The sequence below is a fragment of the Microcella alkaliphila genome, from assembly GCF_002355395.1.
Taxonomy (GTDB): Bacteria; Actinomycetota; Actinomycetes; order Actinomycetales; family Microbacteriaceae; genus Microcella; species Microcella alkaliphila_A.
Map to the genome: position 1 here is coordinate 545,247 of NZ_AP017315.1, position 21,338 is coordinate 566,584.

General features: G+C 68.7%; 22 protein-coding genes. 16 read left to right on the forward strand and 6 right to left on the reverse strand.

Annotated elements, in window-relative coordinates; genetic code table 11:
* Window positions 1-2 precede the first annotated feature (2 nt).
* From tsaB to CPY97_RS02645, 5 genes are all read left to right on the forward strand, one after another.
* Entirely contained in the window at window positions 3-638 is a 636-nt protein-coding gene (gene tsaB / locus CPY97_RS02625) for a tRNA (adenosine(37)-N6)-threonylcarbamoyltransferase complex dimerization subunit type 1 TsaB (protein WP_096420594.1), read from the forward strand.
* Entirely contained in the window at window positions 635-1,117 is a 483-nt protein-coding gene (rimI, locus tag CPY97_RS02630) for a ribosomal protein S18-alanine N-acetyltransferase (protein WP_231924013.1), read from the forward strand. The genes tsaB and rimI overlap by 4 nt, the downstream gene beginning before the upstream one ends.
* Complete coding sequence (gene tsaD / locus CPY97_RS02635; RefSeq protein ID WP_096420596.1) at window positions 1,114-2,169, forward strand: tRNA (adenosine(37)-N6)-threonylcarbamoyltransferase complex transferase subunit TsaD; 1,056 nt, start codon at window positions 1,114-1,116, stop codon at window positions 2,167-2,169. Before rimI ends, tsaD begins: the two co-directional genes overlap by 4 nt.
* A 92-nt stretch (window positions 2,170-2,261) precedes the next feature.
* Window positions 2,262-2,684 carry a DUF4190 domain-containing protein gene (locus CPY97_RS02640; protein WP_096420598.1) on the forward strand — a complete coding sequence of 141 codons (423 nt, stop codon included), beginning with the start codon at window positions 2,262-2,264 and terminating at the stop codon, window positions 2,682-2,684.
* Window positions 2,685-2,691: 7 nt separating this feature from the next.
* Complete coding sequence (locus tag CPY97_RS02645; protein WP_096420600.1) at window positions 2,692-2,934, forward strand: hypothetical protein; 243 nt, start codon at window positions 2,692-2,694, stop codon at window positions 2,932-2,934.
* Here the strand turns inward: CPY97_RS02645 and CPY97_RS02650 are convergent.
* Complete coding sequence (locus tag CPY97_RS02650) at window positions 2,869-4,047, reverse strand: THUMP-like domain-containing protein (protein WP_096420602.1); 1,179 nt, start codon at window positions 4,045-4,047, stop codon at window positions 2,869-2,871. The genes CPY97_RS02645 and CPY97_RS02650 overlap by 66 nt on opposite strands.
* A 140-nt stretch (window positions 4,048-4,187) precedes the next feature.
* Between CPY97_RS02650 and groES the strand changes: the two genes are divergently transcribed.
* The 4 genes from groES to CPY97_RS02670 all read left to right on the forward strand — a co-directional run bounded on the left by groES (window position 4,188) and on the right by CPY97_RS02670 (window position 8,416).
* Complete coding sequence (groES, locus tag CPY97_RS02655; RefSeq protein WP_096420604.1) at window positions 4,188-4,484, forward strand: co-chaperone GroES; 297 nt, start codon at window positions 4,188-4,190, stop codon at window positions 4,482-4,484.
* Window positions 4,485-4,563: 79 nt separating this feature from the next.
* Complete coding sequence (gene rarD, locus CPY97_RS02660; RefSeq protein ID WP_096420606.1) at window positions 4,564-5,514, forward strand: EamA family transporter RarD; 951 nt, start codon at window positions 4,564-4,566, stop codon at window positions 5,512-5,514.
* A 95-nt stretch (window positions 5,515-5,609) separates the two neighbouring features.
* On the forward strand, window positions 5,610-6,914 hold the full coding sequence (locus tag CPY97_RS02665; protein WP_096420608.1) for an ABC transporter substrate-binding protein: 1,305 nt from the start codon (window positions 5,610-5,612) through the stop codon (window positions 6,912-6,914).
* A 230-nt stretch (window positions 6,915-7,144) separates the two neighbouring features.
* Window positions 7,145-8,416: an ABC transporter substrate-binding protein gene (locus CPY97_RS02670; RefSeq protein WP_096420610.1), complete on the forward strand. Its 1,272-nt coding sequence runs from the start codon at window positions 7,145-7,147 to the stop codon at window positions 8,414-8,416.
* Window positions 8,417-8,707: 291 nt separating this feature from the next.
* Here the strand turns inward: CPY97_RS02670 and CPY97_RS02675 are convergent, their stop codons facing one another.
* The 4 genes from CPY97_RS02675 to CPY97_RS02690 are packed head-to-tail and all read right to left on the reverse strand — an operon-like array spanning window position 8,708 to window position 12,693.
* Window positions 8,708-9,484, reverse strand: coding sequence for an ABC transporter ATP-binding protein (locus CPY97_RS02675; protein WP_096420612.1), 777 nt, complete (start codon window positions 9,482-9,484; stop codon window positions 8,708-8,710).
* Window positions 9,456-10,370, reverse strand: coding sequence for an ABC transporter ATP-binding protein (locus CPY97_RS02680; RefSeq protein WP_231924014.1), 915 nt, complete (start codon window positions 10,368-10,370; stop codon window positions 9,456-9,458). Before CPY97_RS02680 ends, CPY97_RS02675 begins: the two co-directional genes overlap by 29 nt.
* A 7-nt stretch (window positions 10,371-10,377) precedes the next feature.
* Window positions 10,378-11,358, reverse strand: a complete 981-nt coding sequence (locus CPY97_RS02685; RefSeq protein ID WP_173826899.1) for a branched-chain amino acid ABC transporter permease — start codon at window positions 11,356-11,358, stop codon at window positions 10,378-10,380.
* A 6-nt stretch (window positions 11,359-11,364) separates the two neighbouring features.
* Window positions 11,365-12,693, reverse strand: coding sequence for a branched-chain amino acid ABC transporter permease (locus tag CPY97_RS02690; protein ID WP_231924015.1), 1,329 nt, complete (start codon window positions 12,691-12,693; stop codon window positions 11,365-11,367).
* Window positions 12,694-12,927: 234 nt separating this feature from the next.
* Here CPY97_RS02690 and guaB point away from each other — a divergent pair, with 234 nt between their 5' ends.
* From guaB to CPY97_RS02725, 7 genes are all read left to right on the forward strand, one after another.
* On the forward strand, window positions 12,928-14,430 hold the full coding sequence (gene guaB / locus CPY97_RS02695) for an IMP dehydrogenase (RefSeq protein WP_096420618.1): 1,503 nt from the start codon (window positions 12,928-12,930) through the stop codon (window positions 14,428-14,430).
* Between the two features lie 629 nt (window positions 14,431-15,059).
* Window positions 15,060-15,620 carry a hypothetical protein gene (locus CPY97_RS02700; protein WP_150129166.1) on the forward strand — a complete coding sequence of 187 codons (561 nt, stop codon included), beginning with the start codon at window positions 15,060-15,062 and terminating at the stop codon, window positions 15,618-15,620.
* Window positions 15,621-15,869: 249 nt separating this feature from the next.
* Window positions 15,870-16,988, forward strand: a complete 1,119-nt coding sequence (locus CPY97_RS02705; RefSeq protein ID WP_096420622.1) for a GuaB3 family IMP dehydrogenase-related protein — start codon at window positions 15,870-15,872, stop codon at window positions 16,986-16,988.
* Window positions 16,989-17,076: 88 nt separating this feature from the next.
* Entirely contained in the window at window positions 17,077-17,886 is an 810-nt protein-coding gene (locus CPY97_RS02710) for an SURF1 family protein (protein WP_161494043.1), read from the forward strand.
* Between the two features lie 5 nt (window positions 17,887-17,891).
* Window positions 17,892-18,341, forward strand: coding sequence for a DUF3817 domain-containing protein (locus CPY97_RS02715; RefSeq protein WP_096420626.1), 450 nt, complete (start codon window positions 17,892-17,894; stop codon window positions 18,339-18,341).
* Window positions 18,338-19,915, forward strand: coding sequence for a glutamine-hydrolyzing GMP synthase (guaA, locus tag CPY97_RS02720; protein ID WP_096420628.1), 1,578 nt, complete (start codon window positions 18,338-18,340; stop codon window positions 19,913-19,915). Before CPY97_RS02715 ends, guaA begins: the two co-directional genes overlap by 4 nt.
* 88 nt (window positions 19,916-20,003) lie before the next feature.
* On the forward strand, window positions 20,004-20,486 hold the full coding sequence (locus CPY97_RS02725) for a tetratricopeptide repeat protein (protein ID WP_231924016.1): 483 nt from the start codon (window positions 20,004-20,006) through the stop codon (window positions 20,484-20,486).
* Window positions 20,487-20,508: 22 nt separating this feature from the next.
* Here CPY97_RS02725 and CPY97_RS02730 read toward each other — a convergent pair whose 3' ends face one another.
* Window positions 20,509-21,315: a Bax inhibitor-1/YccA family protein gene (locus tag CPY97_RS02730; RefSeq protein ID WP_096423295.1), complete on the reverse strand. Its 807-nt coding sequence runs from the start codon at window positions 21,313-21,315 to the stop codon at window positions 20,509-20,511.
* Window positions 21,316-21,338: the final 23 nt, after the last annotated feature.

The following is a 21,338-nucleotide window of genomic DNA, read 5'->3' on the forward strand; positions in this document are numbered from 1 at the left end:
TCGTGCTGCTCGCGATCGACACGTCTGCCGGCACGGCCGTCGCAGCCGTGGCCGGGGATGGCCGCGTTCTCGCCGAGCGCTCGACGGCCGACACGCGTCGGCACGCGGAGGTGATTGGGCCATTCCTCGCGGAGGTGCTTGCGGGCGCCGACGCGGCGGCGGCGGGCGGTGACGCCGACCCGCTGACCGGCGTCGTCACCGGGATCGGCCCCGGCCCGTTCACGGGCCTGCGCGTCGGCATCGCCGCCGCCCGCGCCGTGGCGATCGCTCGGGGGGTGCCGCTGCTGCCGGTGCCGAGCCACGATGCCGTCGCGCTCGACCTCATCGAGGGCGGCGTCGCGGCCGGCCGCTTCTGCGTCGTCACCGACGCCCGCCGTCGCGAAGTCGCCGTCACCGAGTACGCGGCCGCCTTGCCGGTGCCGAGCGTCGTGCGCCCGGCGCGTCTCGAACCGCGGCTCGGCTTCGCGCCCGATGAGGGCGTCGTGCTCTACGAGGTGACCGAGATTCCGGCGACCGCGCTCGCGCACGTCGCGGCGGCACGGCTCGCCGCGGGCGCGACGTTCCCCGACCCGCAACCGCTCTACCTGCGCGCCCCCGACGTGACGATGCCCACGGGGCCGAAGAGGGTGACGTCGTGACCGGAGCCCCGAGCATCCGGCTGCGCGACGCCGAGGTGAGCGACCTCGACGCGATCATGGCGCTTGAGACCGCGACCTTCCCCGGCGACGCGTGGAGCCGTGACGCCATGCTCGCCGAACTCGCCTCGCCGCACACCCTCTACCTCGTGGTGCACTCTGATGACGAGCTCGTCGGCTACGCGGGCCTGAGCGCGCCGAGCGGGGCCGACCAGGCCGACATCCAGACCATCGCGGTCGACGGCACCCACCGACGACTCGGTATCGGCACCCTGCTCGTCGAGCAGCTGCTCACCGCGGCGCGCGGCCGCGGCGCGCGCGAAGTGTTCCTCGAGGTGCGGGCCGACAACCCGGGTGCCCGGGCCCTGTACGAGCGGCACGGCTTCGTCGAGATCGGCGTGCGGCCCCGCTACTACCAGCCCGACGACGTGGATGCCGTGGTCATGCGGGCGAACATCGCACCGGTTGAGGGGGTCGCGTGAACACCGACAATCCGTTGGTCCTCGGAATCGAGACGAGTTGCGACGAGACCGGAGTCGGCATCGTGCGCGGCACGGAGCTGCTCGCGAACACCATCGCCAGCTCGATGGACGAACACGCCCGCTTCGGCGGTGTCGTGCCCGAGGTAGCGGCCCGCGCGCACCTCGAGGCGCTCACCCCGACGATCGAGCAGGCGCTCGAGACGGCGGGAGTCGCGCTCGCCGACGTCGACGCGATCGCCGTGACGAGTGGGCCGGGGCTCGCCGGTGCCCTGATGGTCGGCGTGGGCGCGGCGAAGGCGCTCGCCGTCGCGCTCGACAAGCCCTTCTACGCCGTCAACCACCTGGTTGGGCACGTCGGCGCCGACCTTCTGCGCGACGACGAGGGCGAGCTCGAGCTTCCCACCATCGCGCTCCTCGTCTCGGGCGGGCACACGAGCCTGCTGCACGTTCGCAGCCTCACGCATGACGTCGAACTGCTGGGCGAGACCATCGACGACGCGGCGGGCGAGGCCTTCGACAAGGTGGCGCGTCTGCTCGGCCTGCCCTACCCGGGCGGTCCGCACATCGACCGGGCGGCGGCCACGGGCGACCCCCGGGCCGTGCGCTTTCCGCGCGGCCTTACGCTGCCCAAAGACCTCGAGAAGCACCGCTACGACTTCTCGTTCTCAGGGCTCAAGACTGCCGTTGCCCGCCACGTCGAACGGATGCGCGACGACGGCCTCGACGTACCCGTCGCCGACATTGCGGCCTCCTTCCGTGAGGCGGTCGCCGACGTGCTCACCGCCAAGGCGATCGCGGCGTGCCGTGATCTCGGTGTGCCCCGCCTGCTGCTCGGTGGGGGAGTGGTGGCGAATGCCCGCGTGCGCGAGTTGGCCGCCGAGCGGGCGAAGGCCGCGGGGGTTGCCCTGCGCATCCCGCCCCTGTCGTTGTGCACCGACAACGGGGCAATGATCGCGGCCATCGCCGCCCAGCGCATCATGGCGGGGCACGCGCCGTCGTCGCTCGATGTCGCCGCCGATTCGACGTTGCCCGTTACCGTCGTCCAAGCCTGAGGGTTCACGGGGTCGCGCGCCGCCGTCGCACTCGGTACGGTCGAAGAGCGGGATCGCACGAGCGTTCCCGCCCCACGACTGAAGGAGCGACCATGGCGACCACCACGCCCCCCGCCAGCCCCGACGAACCCGTCGAGCCTGCTGCCGACGTCACGCCCGAGCCTGTCGCCGCCAACCCCTACGCACCGCCGCCCGCAGAGCCCGCAGCGGGTCCCGCCTACGGCGGCGCCCCCGCGGCCCCCAAGCAGACCCTCGCGATTGTCTCGCTCGTCACCGGTATTTCGGGCGTCGTGCTGTCGTTCTTCGTGCTGGGCCTCCTGCCCGCGATCGCCGGTGTGGTCACCGGGCACATGGCGCTGAAGCGCGAGCCGCACGCCCGCGGCCTCGCCCTCGGCGGCCTGATCACCAGCTACGTCGGCCTGGCTCTGTCGATCTTGATCGGCCTGCTGATTCTGATCCCGTTCGTGATGATCTTCATAGGGCTCGGCGCGCTCGGCACGACCGGCACCTTCTAGTCGCGCAGTGCTGGCGGCCTCGTCCGGCCTGGCGGTGTCGTTCGCGACCGTCGGGCAGTGGATCTTCCTCGGCGCGATCCTCGTCATCGTGGCGACGATCGTCGTGCGGGTGGTCTATCGCCTGGTGAAGGGTCGCTCGATCCGTGAGGTGGTGCCTCCGCCCGGCGCCGCTCGCCCGGGCGACTCAGACGCGGTCGACGAGCAGGGCGACCCGTTCGGCCCCGACCCGGGTGAGGATCAGCGTCGCTGACGCGTCCCCCTTCGGCTTAAGCGCCTTCCGGAACTCGGCCGGGTCGATGTCGACCCCGCGCTTCTTGATCTCGACCGTGCCGATTCCCCTCTCGGCGAGGCCGCGTGCGATCACGGCCTTCTTGAGCGGCCAGCGCTCGCGCACGCGGAACGCGGCCGCGAACGGTGTCGGCGTGAGGCGATCGTTCGAGAGGTAGGCGATTGTCGGATGCACGGGGCGAGCATCCAGAGACCGCGCCAGGTCGCCGATCAGGCGCGCCCGAATGACGGCCCCGTCGGGCTCGTACAGGTACTCGCCGAGCGGGCCCGTCTCTTCGTCGGCACTGTCGGCCTCCGCCGTGAGCTCGTGGGCACTGCCGTCGGCGGCGAGCACGAGGGCTGCCCGGCGGATGCCGTTGCGGGCGAGCGCCCCCGACCAGAGCACCACCTCGACGACGTCGCCGCCGTCGCTTACCCACTGCGCTTCGTGGCTGTCGGGAATGAGGCCGCGGTCCATTGCGGGGGCGAGCTTGATGCCGGTGGGGAGTCGCCGCGACAGGTCGAGCGCGACGTCGAGCGACGGCGACCAGTCATCGGGACGGCTGAGCTTGCGAGCGCCCGAGCGGCGGGCCGGGTCGAGCCAGAGCGCGTCGACGTCGGTGAGGTCGACGTCGGCGAGGTCGGCGTTCACGACGGACGCGTTCGGAAACGGCGCGAGGTTGTAGCCGGCGACGGCGGCGGTGGCGGGGTCGCGCTCGACCGCCGTGACGGTGAAGTCGAGCGAGGAGAGCGCGAGGGCGTCGCCGCCGACACCGCAGCCGAGATCGGCGACCCGGGTGAGACCGGCGCGGGCGAAGCGGCCTGCGTGCTGGGCGGCGACCCGCAGGCGCGAGGCCTGCTCGAGCCCCGCCTCGGTGAACAGCATGCGATCGGCGAAGGGGCCGAACTTGGCCCGCGCCTTCCGGCGAAGCCGGTATTGGGTGAGTACTGCGGCGACGCGCGCGGCTGAGTGCCCCTCCTTGCGGAGAACTGAGACGAGTGCGACGGCGTCAGTGGGGGAGTCGGATTCGGGTAGCGCGTCGAGCAGGCGCAGCGCCTCCGAGGTGAGTAGCTCGCGTAGTTCGGCCGCATCCATACGAGCGATCCTGCCAGTTCGCGGTTGGCTGGCACTCGGATTGCATGAGTGCTAACGCCTTCGATACAGTTATCTCTGGCACTCGACAGGCGAGTGTGCCAATTACTTCCCTCATCGTCGTAAGAAAGAAGAGGTCAACCGTGTCGGTCTCCATCAAGCCGCTCGAAGATCGCATCGTCATCCAGCAGGTCGAGGCAGAGCAGACCACCGCGTCGGGTCTCGTGATCCCCGACACTGCGAAGGAAAAGCCCCAGGAGGGTGAAGTCGTCGCCGTCGGCCCCGGCCGCATTGACGACAACGGCAACCGCGTCCCGCTCGACGTCGCCGTCGGCGACCGCGTGCTGTACTCGAAGTACGGCGGCACCGAGGTCAAGTACGGCGGCGAGGAGTTCCTCGTGCTGTCGGCTCGCGACGTGCTGGCGGTCGTCGTCCGCTAAGCGCACCCCGCGCATCCACGAATCAGGCCCCCGACCCTCGCGGTCGGGGGCCTTTCGTTTCCTCGCCTAGAGTGACGATGTGAGCGACCAGCGCGAGAAGAGCCGGGGGTTTGCTTTCGCCGCCGGTGCGTACGGGCTCTGGGGCCTTCTGCCGGTCTACTTCATCGCGCTGCAACCCTCCGGGGCGATCGAGATTGTGGCCTGGCGAATCCTGCTCTCCCTTGTCTTCTGTCTGATCCTGCTGACCGCGACCCGCACCCTGGCCCTGCTTGCCGGGATCGTCCGTGATCGTCGCCTGCTCGGGCTGAGCGCCGTGACCGCGGTCCTGATCGGCATCAACTGGCACGTGTACCTGTACGGGTCCCTCAACGGGTTCATCGTCGAGGCGGCGCTCGGGTACTTCATCAACCCGCTCGTGTCGATCGCGCTCGGCGTCATCTTCCTCCGTGAGCGCCTGCGGCCCGTGCAGTGGGTCGCGGTCGGCATCAGCGTCGTCGCCGTCATCGTCCTGACCGTCGGCTACGGCCGGCTTCCCTGGATCGCCCTGGTGCTCGCCTTCTCGTTCGGCTTCTACGGCTTCGTCAAGAACCGCATGGGCAGGCAGGTCACGGCGGTCGCGGGCCTCACCCTCGAGTCGGCGTGGCTCGTGCCCCTCGCGGTCGCCGAACTCTTCGTCGTCGCCCTGTTCTTCGACGGGCTCACGATGGGGCGTGAGGGTCTCGGCCACGGCGTGCTGTTGGGACTCGCGGGAGTGGTGACCGCGGTGCCCCTCCTCTTGTTCGCGGCCGCCGCCAGACGCCTGCCGCTGACGCTTCTGGGGTTCTTCCAGTACTTCGCGCCGATCCTGCAGTTCCTGTTCGGCGTGTTCGTCATGCTCGAACCGATGCCGCTCGAACGCTGGGTCGGCTTCGCTCTCGTCTGGGTCGCCCTCATGGTGCTGACCGCCGACGCCGTCCGCCAGCGGCGGCGAGCCCTGCGCGGCGCGGCCGCCGACCCCGCGCCGTTGACGGGCCCCGTGCAAACCGTGTGAACGATTCGCGAAGCGTGACGCCCGCACGGCTCGCCTCGATGAGGCCCGCGGGCGGGTAGTCTTCCGGCGCTAGAGACTTTCCGGGAAGGACCCTGATGCGCCGCACCGCTGACGCTCGCCGCTCGCACCCCAACCGCGCTGCGCGCCTGGCGCTGCCCGCCGCCCTTGCCGCGGCCGCCCTCGTGCTGACCGGGTGCACGGCCGACGAGCCCGAGCCCATGCCGGTTCCGAGCGAGCCTGCCCCATCGCCGACCCCCTTCCGCGAGGTCGCACCGAGCGGCGATGGCCGCCTGATCATCGGCACGCTGTTGCCGACCGATGGAGACACCGCGGGCGTCGCGGCTGCGCAGATCGCCGCCGTCGAGGTCGCCGTCCGCGAACTCAACGACAACGGCGGCGTGCTCGATGAGCCCGTGACCGTTTTCCACCGAAACTCTGGCGTTGAGCCGGGCGACGGGCTCGAGGCGGCCTTCGCCGACCTCGTCGAGCGCGGCGTCGACGTCGTCATCGGTCCGTTCAGCGATGCCCTCGTCGAGCAGGCACTGCCGCTCGCCGCCGAGGCCGGCGTCGCCCTCATCTCGACGGGTGCGACGGGTGGCATTGATGGCTCCGGTGACGGGTACTTCGCCCGCGTCGTTGCCACCGACTACCTGCAGGGCCTCACGATCGGCCAGGCCGTGGTGGCCGACGGGGCGTCAAGCATTGCCGTCATCGCATCTGATGACGCCTACGGGGAGGCAATCGCCGACGGTGTGGCGGACGCCGCCGCAGCGAGCGGCACCGCCTCGTCCGCCGTCGTCACCGTCACGGCATCGAATACCGGCGCGGCCAGCACCGTCGCCGACGCTGACGCCGTCATCGTCGCGACGAGCGTCGCGCTCGCCGACGTCACCGCCGGGATGCTCGCAGACCTCCTCGACGCCGGCCTCAGCCCGGCGAGCCTCTGGCTCGCCTCCGCGGCCGCGGCCGACTACTCGGGGTCGCTCGACGCGGGCGCGCTCGAGGGCGCGCGAGGCGCGCTCCTCGGCGCCGACGCCGACGACGAGTTCGTCGAACGCCTGCGCTTCGCCGACCCATTCCTCGGCGGGTTCCGCTGGGCTCCGGAGGCCTACGATGCCGTACTGTTGGCCGCCCTCGCGGCGACCGTGATCGGCGACGACGGGGGAGCATCCATCATCGCCGGCCTCCCGCAGGTGGCGCGTGAGGGGGCGCCGTGCACCAGCTACGGCGAGTGCCTGCAATTCCTCATCGATGAGCCCGACGCGGGGCTCAACTACGAAGGGCTCTCGGGCCCGCTCGGGATGCGCGTCGACGGTGATCTCGACGAGGCGGCCTTCGGCCTGGCCGTGTACACCGATGAGAATCGGCCGGTGCGCGACGGGATCCTGCTCACGAACTGATCACGGGCATCCGAAACCGCTCCATCGAGCGCGGACGCACGTGCGGAATTCGTCGCGTGAACCGGGCGTTCCGCGCGGAAACCGTGCGTGCATCCCGCGTTACGTAACGTTTCTGGCCGTTACAGGGATGTAACCCGTACGTATTGTGTGACGTCGATTCGCCCCGTACGTTGAGGACACGGCAATGAATCCGTTGCTGTGTCCTGAACACACGAAACCCAAGGAGCACCATGGGCGTATTCATCACGGCCTCCCGCTCGCGGTTCCGCACTGCCCTCGGAGGCGCCGGCCTCCTCGCCGCCAGCGCGCTTGTGCTGGCTGGTTGCGCGGCAGAGTCGGAAGCACCCGAGCCAGCTGACACCTCGACCCCCACCACCCCGGGTGAAGACCTGACCCTGCGCGTCGGAACGGTCCTGCCGCAGTCGGGCGCTCTCGCCTTCCTCGGCCCGCCCGAAGAAGCCGGTGTTGCGCTCGCCGTCCAGGAAATCAACGCGGCGAACGCGGGAATCACCGTCGAGGCGATCTTCCGTGACTCGGGTGACACCACCACCGACATCGCGACCGTGTCGGTCACCGACCTGCTCTCGCAGGACGTGTCGGCCATCATTGGTGCGGCGTCGTCCGCCGTGTCGCTGACCATCATCGACCAGATCACCGGTGCTGGCGTGATTCAGTTCTCGCCGGCCAACACGTCGCCGACGTTCACCGACTATCCCGACAACGGTCTGTACTTCCGCACCGCCCCGAGCGACCTGCTGCAGGGCGAGGTGCTCGGAAACCTCATCGCGGAGGACGGTGCGCAGTCGCTCGGTCTCCTCGTCCTGAACGACGCCTACGGCACGGGCCTCGCCGAGGCCACCAAGGCCGCGTTCGAAGCCGCCGGCGGAAGCGTCGTCGCTGAGGAACTCTTCAACGAGGGTGACGCCAGCGTTGACGCTCAGGTCTCGGCCCTCTCGGCCGCGGCTCCTGAGGCCGTTGCGGTCATCACCTTCGACCAGGCCACCTTCGCCCTGCCGGCCCTCGTCAACGCGGGCTTCGCGGGCGAGCAGCTGTACCTGGTCGACGGTAACCTCGCCGACTACTCTGGCCAGTTCGAAGACGGTCTGATCGAGGGCGCCAAGGGCACGCTGCCCGGCCTCGACATTGAGACCCTCGGCGACTTCCAGGACCGCCTGCTCGAGGTTGACCCGGCCCTCACCGAGTTCAGCTACGCCGCTGAGTCGTACGACGCCGTCGTGCTGCTGGCGCTCGCTGCCCTCGCCGCGGGCTCGACCGACGCGAGCGCGATGGCCGGCGAACTGCAGGCTGTTTCGGGTGGCTCGGGTGACGGCGAGAAGTGCTTCTCGTTCGTCGAGTGTGCTGAGATCCTCGCCGGTGGCGGAGCGATCGACTACGACGGCCCCTCCGGCCCGATCACCTTCGATGAGAACGGTGACCCGACTGAGGCGACCATCGGCATCTACCAGTACAACGCCGACAACACCTACAGCCGCATCAACTAAGTGACTCGTCACTCGGTCTGATCGACTGAACGAGGGCCCCGGGAGTTCGCTCCCGGGGCCCTTTCCCTGTGCCGACTTTCCCTATCCCGTCCCCGTATCGCGGAGCCGGTCGTAAGGCCTGCGTGGGCGTGCCGCTGCACGCTTCGCCGTCCGTAGGCACCCCGGCGAGGTGTGCACGGGCGCCCAGCTGCGCGCTGAGCGCTGAGCGGCTCGTACGCATGAAAACGGGGCCCGGGAGAACAACGTGTCCTCCCGGGCCCCGTCTGCGACGCTGTGCGCCCGTCTGCGGCGCTATTCCTGCCCGAGGGTGCCGAGGTACAGCCCGATAACCTTCGGGTCGTTCAGCAGCTCGCGGCCGGTTCCCTCGTACGCGTCCTTCCCCTGGTCCAGCACGTAGCCGCGGTCGCAGATCTGCAGGCAGCGGCGCGCGTTTTGCTCGACCATAATGGTCGTCACGCCGGCCTTGTTGATCTCCTTGACGCGCAAGAACGCCTCGTCCTGACGCACAGGCGAGAGGCCGGCGCTTGGCTCGTCGAGCAGGATCACCTCGGGGCTAATCATGAGCGCGCGGCTCATGGCGACCATCTGCCGCTCACCGCCCGACAGTGAACCGGCCCGCTGCTGCAGGCGCTTGCCGAGCTCGGGGAAGATGTTGACCACGAACTCGAGCCGGTGCGAGAAGTCCTTCGGGCGCAGGAAGATGCCCATCTGAAGGTTCTCTTCGATCGTGAGCGTCGGGAAGACGTTGTTCGTCTGCGGCACGAAGCCGACACCCTTCGCCACGAGCTTGTTTGCCTTGAGGTTCGTGATGTCTTCGCCGTAGAGCGAGATCGACCCCGAGCGCACCTTCACGAGGCCGAAGATCGACTTCAGCAGCGTCGACTTTCCGGCGCCGTTCGGCCCGATGATTCCGATCAGCTCGCCATCACGCGCGGTGAGCGAGCAGTCGGTGAGGATGTTGATCCCGGGCAGGTACCCGGCCGTCACGTTGTCGACGTGGACGACGACCTTGCGGTCGTCGACGACCGCGCCGCCGGCCTCAGTGCTTGATTTCGTCGGCGTCGTCATCCGCCAGCTCCTTCACTGCTTCGGTGATGCTCGGGTCGAGCTCGCCCAGGTCTTCGTCGTGGTGCGAGCCGAGGTAGGCGTCGATCACGGCGGGGTTCTTCATGACCTCGTGCGGGTCACCCTCTGCGACGACCTTGCCCTCGGCCATCACCACAACCCAGTCGGCGATGTGGCGCACCATGTGCATGTCGTGCTCGACGAAGAGCACGGTCATGCCCTCGGTCTTGAGGTTCAAGATGTGGTCGAGCAGCGACTGCGTCAGCGCAGGGTTTACCCCGGCCATGGGCTCGTCGAGCATGACCAGCGTGGGCTCGCTCATCAGGGCGCGGGCCATCTCGAGCAGCTTGCGCTGTCCGCCCGAGAGACTCGCGGCGTAGTCGTCCTTCTTGGCATCCAGCTTGAAGCGGGCGAGCAAGTCGAGTGCGCGCGCTTCGATTTCCTCCTCTTCCTTGCGCCAGAACCACGGGAAGATCGCCTTCGTCAGGCTCTCGCCGCTCTGACCCTTCGCGCCCAACTTCATGTTGTCGAGAACGGTGAGCAGGCCGAGGGCCTTCGTGAGCTGGAAGGTTCGCACCTGACCGCGACGCGCCACCTTGAAGGCGGGCACCCCGGCGATGCTGTTGCCGTCGAAGATCCATTCGCCGGTGTCGGGTTTGTCGAAGCCGGTCAGCAGGTTGAACAGCGTCGTCTTGCCCGCACCGTTTGGCCCGATCAGCGCCGTGATCGCGCCGCGCGGAATCTCGAGGTGCTCAACGTCAACGGCCGTCAGGCCGCCGAACGAGCGCTTGATGTGGTCGGCGACGATGATCGGATCGACTTTCTTCACCCCGGGAGCGGGTTCGCCGATGTGCAGGCCGGTGCTCTTGGTGGGCGTGCTCGAGGGCACGGCGTCGCTACTTGACAAAAGCCAGCTCCTTCTTGTTGCCGAAGATGCCCTGTGGTCTGAATACCACCAAGAGCATGATCACGATGCCGACGAGGATGAACTGCAGCTGGCCAGCCTGAACGGTCGACATGAACGGCAGCCAGCCGACCTCCACTGCGCGGGCAACGAACCCGGAGAAGAAGCTCAGCGCCACCCAGAACACGATCGCGCCGACGATCGGGCCGAGCACCGTGGCGGCGCCACCGAGCAGCAGAATTGCGTAGATGAAGAACGTCAGCGTGGGCTGGAAGTTCGACGGAACGATCGCGCGGGGGAGGACGAACACCATGCCGGCGAGCGACCCGAAGACGCCACCGAGAACGAGAGCCTGCATCTTGTAGAAGTAGACGTTCTTGCCGAGGGCGCGTACGGCATCCTCGTCTTCTCGGATTCCCTTGATGACGCGGCCCCAGGGCGACTTCATCAGGCGCCACGTGATGAGAGCGGCAATGATCACGAGGCCCCACCCGAAGATGCGGACCCACCAGTCGTATTCGTTGTAGGTGAAGGGGCCAAAGCCGTAGCGTCCGGGCGGGATCGGGTTCACCTCTTCGAAGCTGCCCTTGTACCCCTGCAGGCCGTTGGCCGAGCCCGTGTACTGAACGAACGTGTTTGTCGTGAAGAACAATCGCGCGATCTCGGCCGCCGCAATCGTCACGATTGCCAGATAGTCAGCGCGCAGCCGTAGCGTGGGCACACCCAAGATCAGCGCGAAGATGATCGACACGCCCACACCCACGAGCAGGGCCGCCCACCAGGGGAAACCAAACGTGAGCGTCGAGATGCCGTATCCATAGGCGCCAAGGGCCATGAAGCCCGCCTGGCCGAAGTTCAGCAGGCCCGTGTACCCGAAGTGGATGGCGAGGCCGAGAGCGGCGAGCGCGTACGCCGCCGTGACGGGGCTCAGAATCTGCTGAGCGGAGTTACCGAGAAGTTGAATCCAGTCGATCATGTCTTAGCCGATCCGTTCCTTGCGGCCCAAGATGCCCTGAGGTCGCACCAGTAGCACGACGATCAAGACCACCAAGGCACCGACGTACTTCATGTCTGCAGCGATCACGAGGGTCGACATCTCGACGAACAGGCCGACGATGATCGACCCGATGAGGGCACCAAACGCGGTACCGAGTCCGCCGAGCACGACCGCGGCGAAGGTGAGGAGCAGGATCTGGAAGCCCATGTCCCAGCTCACACCCGGTCGGAAGTAGGCCCAGAGGATGCCGCCGAGACCGGCGAGACCACCGGCCATGACCCACACGATGCGGATCACGCGGTCGACGTCGATGCCGGATGCGGCGGCCAGAGCCGGATTGTCGCTGACGGCGCGGGTCGCCTTCCCGAGGCGGGTGCGCAAGAGGAAGTACGCGACCGCCAGCAGCACCACGACCGCGATGATCATCGACGCAATGTCGATGAGGCTGAGGCCGTAGAAGCCGGTGTTCAACGCCGTCGTGGTCGCGAACGGCAGCTGGCGCGTCTCTCCACCGATGAAGAACTGGTAGAGGTAGCGCACCGCGAGCGACAGGCCGATCGAGACGATCATCATCGGGATCAAGCCGACGCCGCGTCGCCGAAGCGGCTTCCAGAGCCCCGCATCGTTGACCCAGCCGGCTGCCATGCTCAGCAGCAGAGCGATGAGGATCGCCAGCGGCAGCGGCAACTCGAGGAACACCCCGAAGACGAGCACCATGATGGCGCCGAAGGCGACCAGCTCGGCGTGGGCGAAGTTGCTGAGGCCCGTTGTTCCGAACACCAGCGACAGGCCGATCGCGACGAGCGCGAGCAGCAGGCCGAAGTTGAGGCCGAGGAAGAGGCGGTCGAGAATCTGGCCACCCACGTTCGTCGTGGCCCGCTCGCCTTCGCCGATGAAGAAGTTCGCGACGACGCTGCCACTCGGGCCGACGGTCGCCTCGCGCGAATTGGGTGTCTCATCTTCGCCCGTCTCGTCGACGACCGCGATGCCCTCGGGCAGGGTCGACTCGTCGAGGGTGACGACGTAGGTGTCGCGCTCGGGAACGCCGATGGCCCAGCGGCCTTCGGCGTTCGTGATCGCCTCGGCCGACTGGCCGGGGCCCTCGACGGTGATGCGAATGCCCTCGAGGGGGTCGCCGTCGAGGCGGACGATGCCGCTCACTCGGTAGTCGTTCTCGTCGATCCCCACTTGCGATGCGGCGTGAGCCGGCGCGGCTGACATGAGCGCCACCGCGCTGAACAGCAGCGCCAGCAGGGTCGCGACGAGCCGAGGCCAGCGCCTGCTCGTCGGTGTGGTTGCAGCGTGTGCCACGAAACCTCCAGGTCGTTTCGGGTCGAGGCGCGCAGCCCCGCGGGCCAGGCGGCCCGGTCCGTCAGCATTGACGATAGGACCCGCACGTTGCCGCCGTGTTTCGCGACGAAATGCGAATCCGCGTAGTCATTATGGGCACGGAATACGTTCCGCCCCAACCCGCTTAAGATGGAACACCGGATTCCAGCGTCGCATCCGGCTCCGTTCCCGCGTTTACAGAGGAGTCAGTGACTCATGGAACAGCCCGACCCGTTCGGTTTTGTCGGCCTCACCTACGACGACGTCATGCTGCTGCCCGCGCATACCGACGTGATTCCTTCGGAGGCCGAGACGGCGTCGCGACTGACGAAGCGCATCCGCGTATTTGCGCCCCTGTTGTCGTCGGCGATGGACACGGTGACCGAGTCGCGCATGGCGATCGCCATGGCCCGTCAGGGGGGCATCGGCGTGCTGCACCGGAACCTCTCGATCGACGAGCAGGCCGAGCAGGTCGACAAGGTCAAGCGCAGCGAATCGGGCATGATTACCAATCCGGTAACGACGACCCCGGAGGCGACGGTCGCCGAGGTTGACGAACTCTGCGGGCGCTTCCGGGTGTCGGGGCTCCCCGTCGTGGAGGGTGACGGAAAGCTCGTCGGCATCATCACCAACCGCGACATGCGCTTCGTGTCGCCCTTCGAGGCGGCGACCACGCTCGTGCGCGATGTGATGACGCCGGCGCCGCTCATCACCGGGCCGGTCGGCATCAGCCAGAACGAGGTTGTGGCGCTGTTCGCGCAGCACAAGATCGAGAAGCTTCCGCTCGTCGACGACGCGGGGCGACTCACGGGCCTCATCACCGTCAAAGACTTCGACAAGAGCGAGCAGTACCCGAACGCGACCAAAGACGAGGAGGGTCGACTGCGCGTTGCCGCGGCGATCGGCTTCTTCGGCGACGCGTGGGACCGCGCCGGCCAACTGCGCGACGCCGGCATCGACGTGCTCGTCGTCGACACCGCCAACGGCGACAGCCGCGGCGTGCTTGAGATCATCGCGCGCCTGAAGTCCGACCCGGCCTTCGCGCATATCGACGTGATCGGCGGAAACGTCGCCACGCGCTCGGGGGCGCAAGCCCTCGTGGATGCTGGTGCTGACGCCGTCAAGGTCGGCGTCGGCCCCGGCTCCATCTGCACGACCCGCGTCGTGGCGGGCGTGGGTGTGCCGCAGGTGACGGCCGTCTACGAGGCCTCGCTCGCGGCCCGCACGGCGGGCGTTCCCGTGATCGCCGACGGCGGCCTCCAGTACTCGGGAGACATCGCGAAGGCCATCGTGGCCGGTGCGGACACCGTCATGCTCGGCTCGTTGCTCGCCGGAACCGACGAGAGCCCGGGCGACCTGATCTTCGTCAACGGCAAGCAGTTCAAGTCGTACCGCGGCATGGGGTCGCTCGGCGCTCTGCAGACGCGCGGCACGAAGACGTCGTACTCGCGTGACCGGTACTTCCAGGCCGACGTGCCGAGCGACGAGCAGCTCATCGCCGAGGGCATTGAGGGTCAGGTGCCGTACCGCGGCCCCGTCGGCTCGGTGGTGTACCAGCTGCTTGGTGGCCTCCGCCAGTCGATGTTCTACACCGGAGCGCGCACGATCGACGAGCTGAAGGTGCGGGGCAAGTTCGTGCGCATCACGGCCGCCGGCTTGAAGGAGTCGCACCCGCACGACATCCAGATGGTGGTCGAGGCCCCCAACTACCGCCGGTAGCGCCCGCGCCCCGCGCCGCGCGTTCGGCGCCGCACCGCCGCCCCCGCGCGCGGGTCGCGAGTCAATACCGCGAGTTCGGTGCAAACCCGCGCATTCGAACGCGCGGGTTTGCACCGAACAGCGGGTGACAGGGGAGGAGTCCTGACTCCTCCCCGTGTCGGTGTAGCCACGCTGGTTCTGCAGGTCACGCGCACCCCGCACTCCGCCAGTGGGGCGCGCGCACAATGCCGCCCATGGTCACCCCCCTCGACGACTTACCCATTGGGCCAGATGGCTTCGTGCTCGCCCGGGATGTCTCGCGCTTGCACGGCGAGCGTTCAACCCTTGCGCGCGCAGTTGCGCGCGGTGACCTCGTTCGTGTCGAGCGTGGTGCCTACATCGCGAGTTCGGTCTGGGCTGAAGCGCGACCCTGGGAGCGCTATCGGCTCAGGTGCCTCGCGGTTGCTCGAGCTCGTCCGGATGCAGTTCTCTGCCATGCGGCCGCCGCCGCCATCTGGGGAATCCCTCTTCTTCGCAGTGCGAGACGCGTCGACGTGCTCGCAGGCGCGCCGGAGGCCGGGCGAGTGTCGGGCAGCCTCCACTATCGCGGCACGAGGGCCCCGGAGGCCCATATCGTCAGCGTCGACGGTGTGCTGGTCACAGATCTCGCCCGCACTCTCGTCGAGCTCACGAGCCGCACAACCTTTGCGGAGGGCGTTGTCGCCATGGACTGGGCGTCTGGCCCCGGTCGCGAGGGTCACAGCCCGCGGGTGCCCGCGCCGCTGATTCACGAGCGCGCGGCCGAACTGGAGCTTGTCCGCGGCGCTCGCCGGCTCGCGCATGTGCTGAGCTTCGCCGATGGCCGAGCCGCGTCCGCGGGGGAGTCGCTCAGTCGGGTCCGCATGTTCGAACTCGGCTTCGTGATCCCTGAGCTGCAGTACGAGTTTCGCCTCGATACCGGTCGACGCGCGGTGACGGACTTTCGGTGGTCGCGTCAGCGCATCGTGGGCGAGTACGACGGCATCGCCAAATACCGCGCAGCGGAGTTTCGTCGGGGTCGAACGCCAGAGCAGGTCGTGGTGGAAGAGAAGCTCCGGGAGGATGCACTTCGGCGTGAGGGGGAGGGAGTCGCGCGCTGGATCTGGGATGATCTATGGACTCCACAGCGCTTCGCGTCGCTCCTCGTTGAGCACGGGGTGCCGCGGGCGTAGGTCTCTCGGGCACACGGTCCCTCCGGTGCAACACTGCACGTTCGAACGCGCGGTACCGCACCAAACGCGCGGGGTCGCGGCGCAGGACCGTGGGCAGGGCGGAAGCGAGCGTGGGGAAGGGCGGCAGCGGCCGCGGGGCGGGGCGGCAGTGAGCGCAGTGCGGTGCGGCGGGGGCTGGCGCGAGGGCTCGATGCCGCGTGCACCCCGCCCCCCGCCAGCCTGCACCCCGCCCGATAGGCTTGCCGGGTGATGGAAATCGAGATCGGTCGGGCCAAGCGGGCGCGCAGGGCGTACTCCTTCGACGACATTGCGGTGGTGCCGAGCCGCCGCACGCGCGACCCCGAAGTCGTGTCGTTGACGTGGACGATCGATGCCTTCACCTTCGACACCCCGGTTATCGCCGCCCCCATGGACTCGGTCGTCAGCCCCGCGACGGCGATCGCCATGGGACGCCTCGGCGGTCTCGGCGTTCTCGACCTCGAAGGCCTCTGGACCCGCTACGAGGATGCCGATGCCGAACTCGAGCGCATCCGCCAGCTTGACCCGTCGGCAGCGACCGCCGAGATGCAGCGCATCTACGCCGAGCCGATCAAGCCCGAACTGATTCGTTCGCGGCTCGCCGAGATTCGCGAGGCCGGCGTGCCGGTGGCCGGTGCCCTTAGCCCGCAGCGCACGCAGGAGCACTTCCAGGACGTTGTCGACGCCGGTGTCGACCTGTTCGTCATCCGCGGCACGACGGTGAGCGCCGAGCATGTCGCCCGCGACCGCGAGCCGCTGAACTTGAAGAAGTTCATCTACGAGCTCGACGTGCCGGTCATTGTCGGCGGCGCCGCCACGTACACGGCGGCCCTGCACCTCATGCGCACGGGCGCCGCGGGCGTGCTGGTCGGCTTCGGCGGCGGGGCGGCAAGCACCACGCGCCTGAGCCTCGGCATTCACGCCCCGATGGCGACCGCCGTGAGCGACGTCGCCGCGGCCCGCCGCGACTACATGGACGAGTCGGGCGGCCGCTACGTGCACGTCATCGCTGACGGCGGCCTTGGCACGAGCGGCGACATCGTCAAGGCGGTCGCGATGGGGGCGGATGCGGTCATGCTCGGTTCCGCACTCGCGAAGGCGACCGACGCACCCGGTCGAGGGTGGCACTGGGGTGCCGAGGCGCACCACCCCGAGCTTCCCCGCGGCAACCGCGTCGCGGTCGACCAGCTGGCGCCGCTCGAGCAGCTCATGTTCGGGCCGTCGCGCCACGCCGACGGCCAGGTGAACCTCATGGGTGCGCTGCGTCGCTCGATGGCGACGACGGGGTACTCCGACCTGAAAGAGTTCCAGCGCGTCGAGGTCGTCGTCGCGCCGTACCACTCGCGCTAGCGCGGGAGGCGCCCGCGAGGGCACCCGCGAGCGGGCCCGCGCCCGCCGGCTCAGCCCCGCCACAGTCGTACCCGGCAGAATGTGGGCCGTGTGGAAACTCGCGCGCCGTCCGAAGTGGATCGCCCTGCTCATCCTGGCGCTCACGGTCGCCGGCGTCTTCGCCGCGATGGGCCAGTGGCAGTTGGAGCGCGCCGTCGAGGAGGCCATCGTGGTCGAGCGCGACACCGAGACGCCGACGCCGCTCGTCGACCTCGCCGAGCCGCAGCAGGTGATGGCCTCCGACGCGAGCGGCCGCATCGTCACGGTCGACGGCTCGTGGGTCGAGGGGGACGAGCTCGTGATGACGGGTCGCCAGACGCTCACCGAGGTGAACGGCTCGCGGGACGGCGACTGGGTGGTGCGCCACCTCAGGACGGCCGACGGGGCCAGCCTCGCCGTTGCGGTGGGGGTCCTGCCCGAGGGGGCGAGCATCCCGAACCTGGACCAGGGCGCGGCGACACTCACCGGCCGCTACGTGCCGAGTGAGTCGCCGCAGACGTCGAACTTCGAGGCGGGCGAGCGCACGGCCATCGCCGTCGCCGACCTCGTCAACCTCTGGCCCGAACCCGGACCGATCTACTCGGGCTACCTCGTGTTGAGCGAGGCCCCCGAGGGTTTCGCGACGATCCCGGCACCGCCGCCCGTCATCGAGGGGCAGCTGAACCTCTTGAACGTGTTCTACGCGATCGAGTGGGTGCTGTTCGGCGGCTTCGCCGTCTACCTGTGGTGGCGCCTGTTGCGCGACGAGTACGAGAAGCAGCTCGCCGTCGAGGAGAACGCGGGGGAGGCGGCGCGCAACGATCAGCCCACCCGCGACCCTGCCCGCGCACCGGAGCCCCAGCCCGCCGCCCTAAACTGAGAGCCATGGCGATCGGCCCCAGCCCCAAGGACATCCCCGCGATCCGTCGCACCCTTGCCGTGTACAAGGTCTCTTCCGTGCTGACGGGCACCTTCCTGCTCGGCCTGGTGGTCATGATGATCACCCGCTACGGCCTCGGCAGCGACATTGAGCTGAACGGCGAGAGCGGCTTCCTCGCCCTCACCCCGGTGGGCGAGCTGACGGGCTTCAACCTGTCGATCTTCCTGCTGGCCGTGCACGGCTGGCTGTACGTGCTCTACCTCGCCTGCGACTTCCTCCTGTGGCGACTCGTGCGCTGGCCGTTCTGGAAGTTCCTCTGGATCGCGATGGGCGGCATCATCCCCCTGCTGTCGTTCTTCTTCGAACGCCAGGTTCCCCGTGAGGTCGAGTCGATCATCCAGACGCTCGAATCGAAACAGGATGCTCGCCCCGCGACCGAGGGCGCGTCCGCGTGAGCGCCGGCACCGACCACCGCCCCGTTCTCGTCGTCGACTTTGGCGCCCAGTACGCCCAGCTGATCGCGCGGCGGGTGCGCGAGGCGAACGTGTACTCCGAGATCGTGCCGCACACCATCTCGGCCGACGAGGTCGCCGAGAAAAACCCGGCCGCGATCGTCTTGAGCGGCGGCCCGTCGAGCGTGTACGAGCCTGGCTCACCCGACCTCGACCCGGGCATCCTCAAACTCGGCGTTCCCGTCATGGGCATCTGCTACGGCTTCCAGGTGATGGCGAAGCAGCTCGGTGGTGAGGTCGCGAAGACGGGCCGCCGCGAGTACGGCGCCACCACCGCCCGCATCGTCGGCGACGGCGGCAGCCTGCTAACCGACCAGCCCGAGACCCAGATCACCTGGATGAGCCACGGCGACTCGGTCGCCAAGGCCCCCGAGGGTTTCGACGTGCTCGCCAGCACCGACGACACTCCGGTCGCCGCGTTCGCGAGCGACGAGAAGAAGCTGTACGGCGTGCAGTGGCACCCCGAGGTGAAGCACTCCGAGTTCGGCCAGCGCGTGCTCGAGAACTTTCTGCACCGCGCCGCCGGCATCGCCCCCGACTGGAACAGCGGCAGCGTCATCGCCGAGCAGGTCGAGCGCATTCGCGAGCAGGTCGGGGATGCGCGGGTCATCTGCGGTCTGTCCGGCGGCGTTGACAGCGCGGTCGCGGCGGCGATCGTGCACGAGGCGGTCGGCGACCAGCTCGTCTGCGTCTTCGTCGACCACGGCCTGTTGCGGGCCGATGAGCGCCGCCAGGTCGAGGAGGACTACGTGGCCGCCACGGGCATCCGCCTGGTGACGGTGGATGCTCGCCAGCAGTTCCTAGATGCGCTCTCGGGCGTCACCGACCCAGAAACGAAGCGCAAGATCATCGGCCGCGAGTTCATTCGTACGTTCGAGAACGCCGCCGAGGCACTGGTGCTCGAGGCGCAGGGCGAGGGCGAGGCCGTGAAGTTCCTCGTGCAGGGCACGCTGTACCCCGACGTGGTCGAGTCGGGGGGTGGTACTGGCACGGCCAACATCAAGAGCCACCACAACGTCGGGGGCCTCCCCGACGACCTCGAGTTTGAGCTCGTCGAGCCGTTGCGCACCCTGTTCAAGGACGAGGTGCGCGCGATCGGCCGCGAGCTGGGGCTGCCCGAGCCGATCGTGGCCCGCCAGCCGTTCCCGGGGCCGGGCCTCGGCATTCGCATCATCGGCGAGGTGACGGAGGAGCGGCTCGAGCTGCTGCGCGAGGCCGACGCGATCGTGCGGCACGAGCTGACGGCGGCCGGCCTCGACTCGGCGATCTGGCAGTGCCCGGTTGTGCTGCTCGCCGATGTGCGCTCGGTGGGCGTGCAGGGCGACGGCCGCACGTACGGGCACCCGATCGTGCTGCGCCCAGTGTCGAGCGAAGACGCGATGACGGCCGACTGGACGCGCCTGCCCTACGACGTGCTCGCCCGCATCTCGAACCGCATCACGAACGAGGTCGAGGGTGTGAACCGGGTCGTGCTCGACGTCACGTCGAAGCCGCCGGGGACTATTGAATGGGAATGAGCGCGCTGGTCAACGAGGCCATTTCTGGCCTCGTTGCGCGCTCGTTCCTGCGGGCGTCTCGCCCGCAGAGCCTTGAGCCCCGAGCATCGTGAACGACCGAATTGACGTCGAGCGTCGGCTCACCGACTTCTGGGACGCGCTCGGCGACGACGACGATCTCGCGGAATCTGACGCGCGCCTGCTCGCGATCGTCGACGGCCTGCCGGTGGCGCGCATCCTGTTCGAGCGAGCGTCGCTGCGCGACGCGCTCGGATTCGAGGCGGATGCTGTTCTCCTCTACGAGGCGGCGCTTGCGGCCGGCCTCCCGTCGCCCGACGGCGAGCGCGCGGTGATCCAGCTCGCGTCCTCCCTGCGCAATCTCGGTCGCGCCGAGGAGGCGTTCGCCCTGCTCGAGCCGTTCGTCGAGGACGACGAGGTGGGCGCCCAGGCCTCCGCCTTCGCCGCGCTGTGCCTGATCGACCTGGGCAGAAACGCGGAAGCCGCGAGGCTCGCGCTGTCAGCGCTTGCCCCGCGGCTTCCGGAATACGGTCGCGCGGTCGCGTCGTACGTTGACGACCTCGAGCTCGACTGAGTCGCGCTCGAGGCCGTCGTAACTACTCGCCTCCGCGCAGGATGGCGAGGATGCGGAGGATCTCGATGTACAGCCAGACGACGGTGAGCACGATGCCGAACACGGCGCGCCAGGCGAACTGACGCGGGGCGCCGTTCTCGACGCCGCGCTTGACGGCGTCGAAGTCGAGCACGAGCGAGTAGGCGGCCAGCAGCACGACGAGGACGCCGAGGATCAGGCCGATGGGGATGCCGGCGATGGTCGCGGTGCGCAGGCCGAACTCGTTGTCGGTAACACCGAACAGGATCAGCCCGAGGTTCACGAGCGAGAACAGCGCGTAGCCCACCATCGCGATCAGGAACACCTTCGTCGCCCGCTTTGACGCGCGAATCTTGCCGCTGCGGAACAGCAGCAGCGTGGCAACGAACACGGCCGCAGTGCCGATGAGGGCCTGCGTTGCGATGCCCTGGTACTGCGTCATCTCGAAGATCTGTGAGATGCCTCCGACGAACACGCCCTGCACCGCCGAGTAGGCGAGCACAAGCCCGGGCACGGTCTTCTTCTTGAAGATGTTGACGAGCGCGAGCACGAAGCCGGCGATCGCGGCGGGGATGGCGAGGAACGGCAGGAACCAGCCGATGGCGGCACCCACGGCGAGGATCGCGAAGGCGCCCACGGCCTTCTGGATCGTGTCCTCGTAGGTCATGCGGTCGGTGTCGGCGGGCGTCGCCGACGGGCGACCGTAGAGCTCGTCGAGCTGCTCGGCGCTCGGCGCGGGCGTCACGCGGTTCGCAATCGCCGAGGTCTGGTTCAGCTGGAAGGCGGGGGAGTTGAACGCGGGGTTCGACATCGAAGCCATGGGTCCTCTTTCAG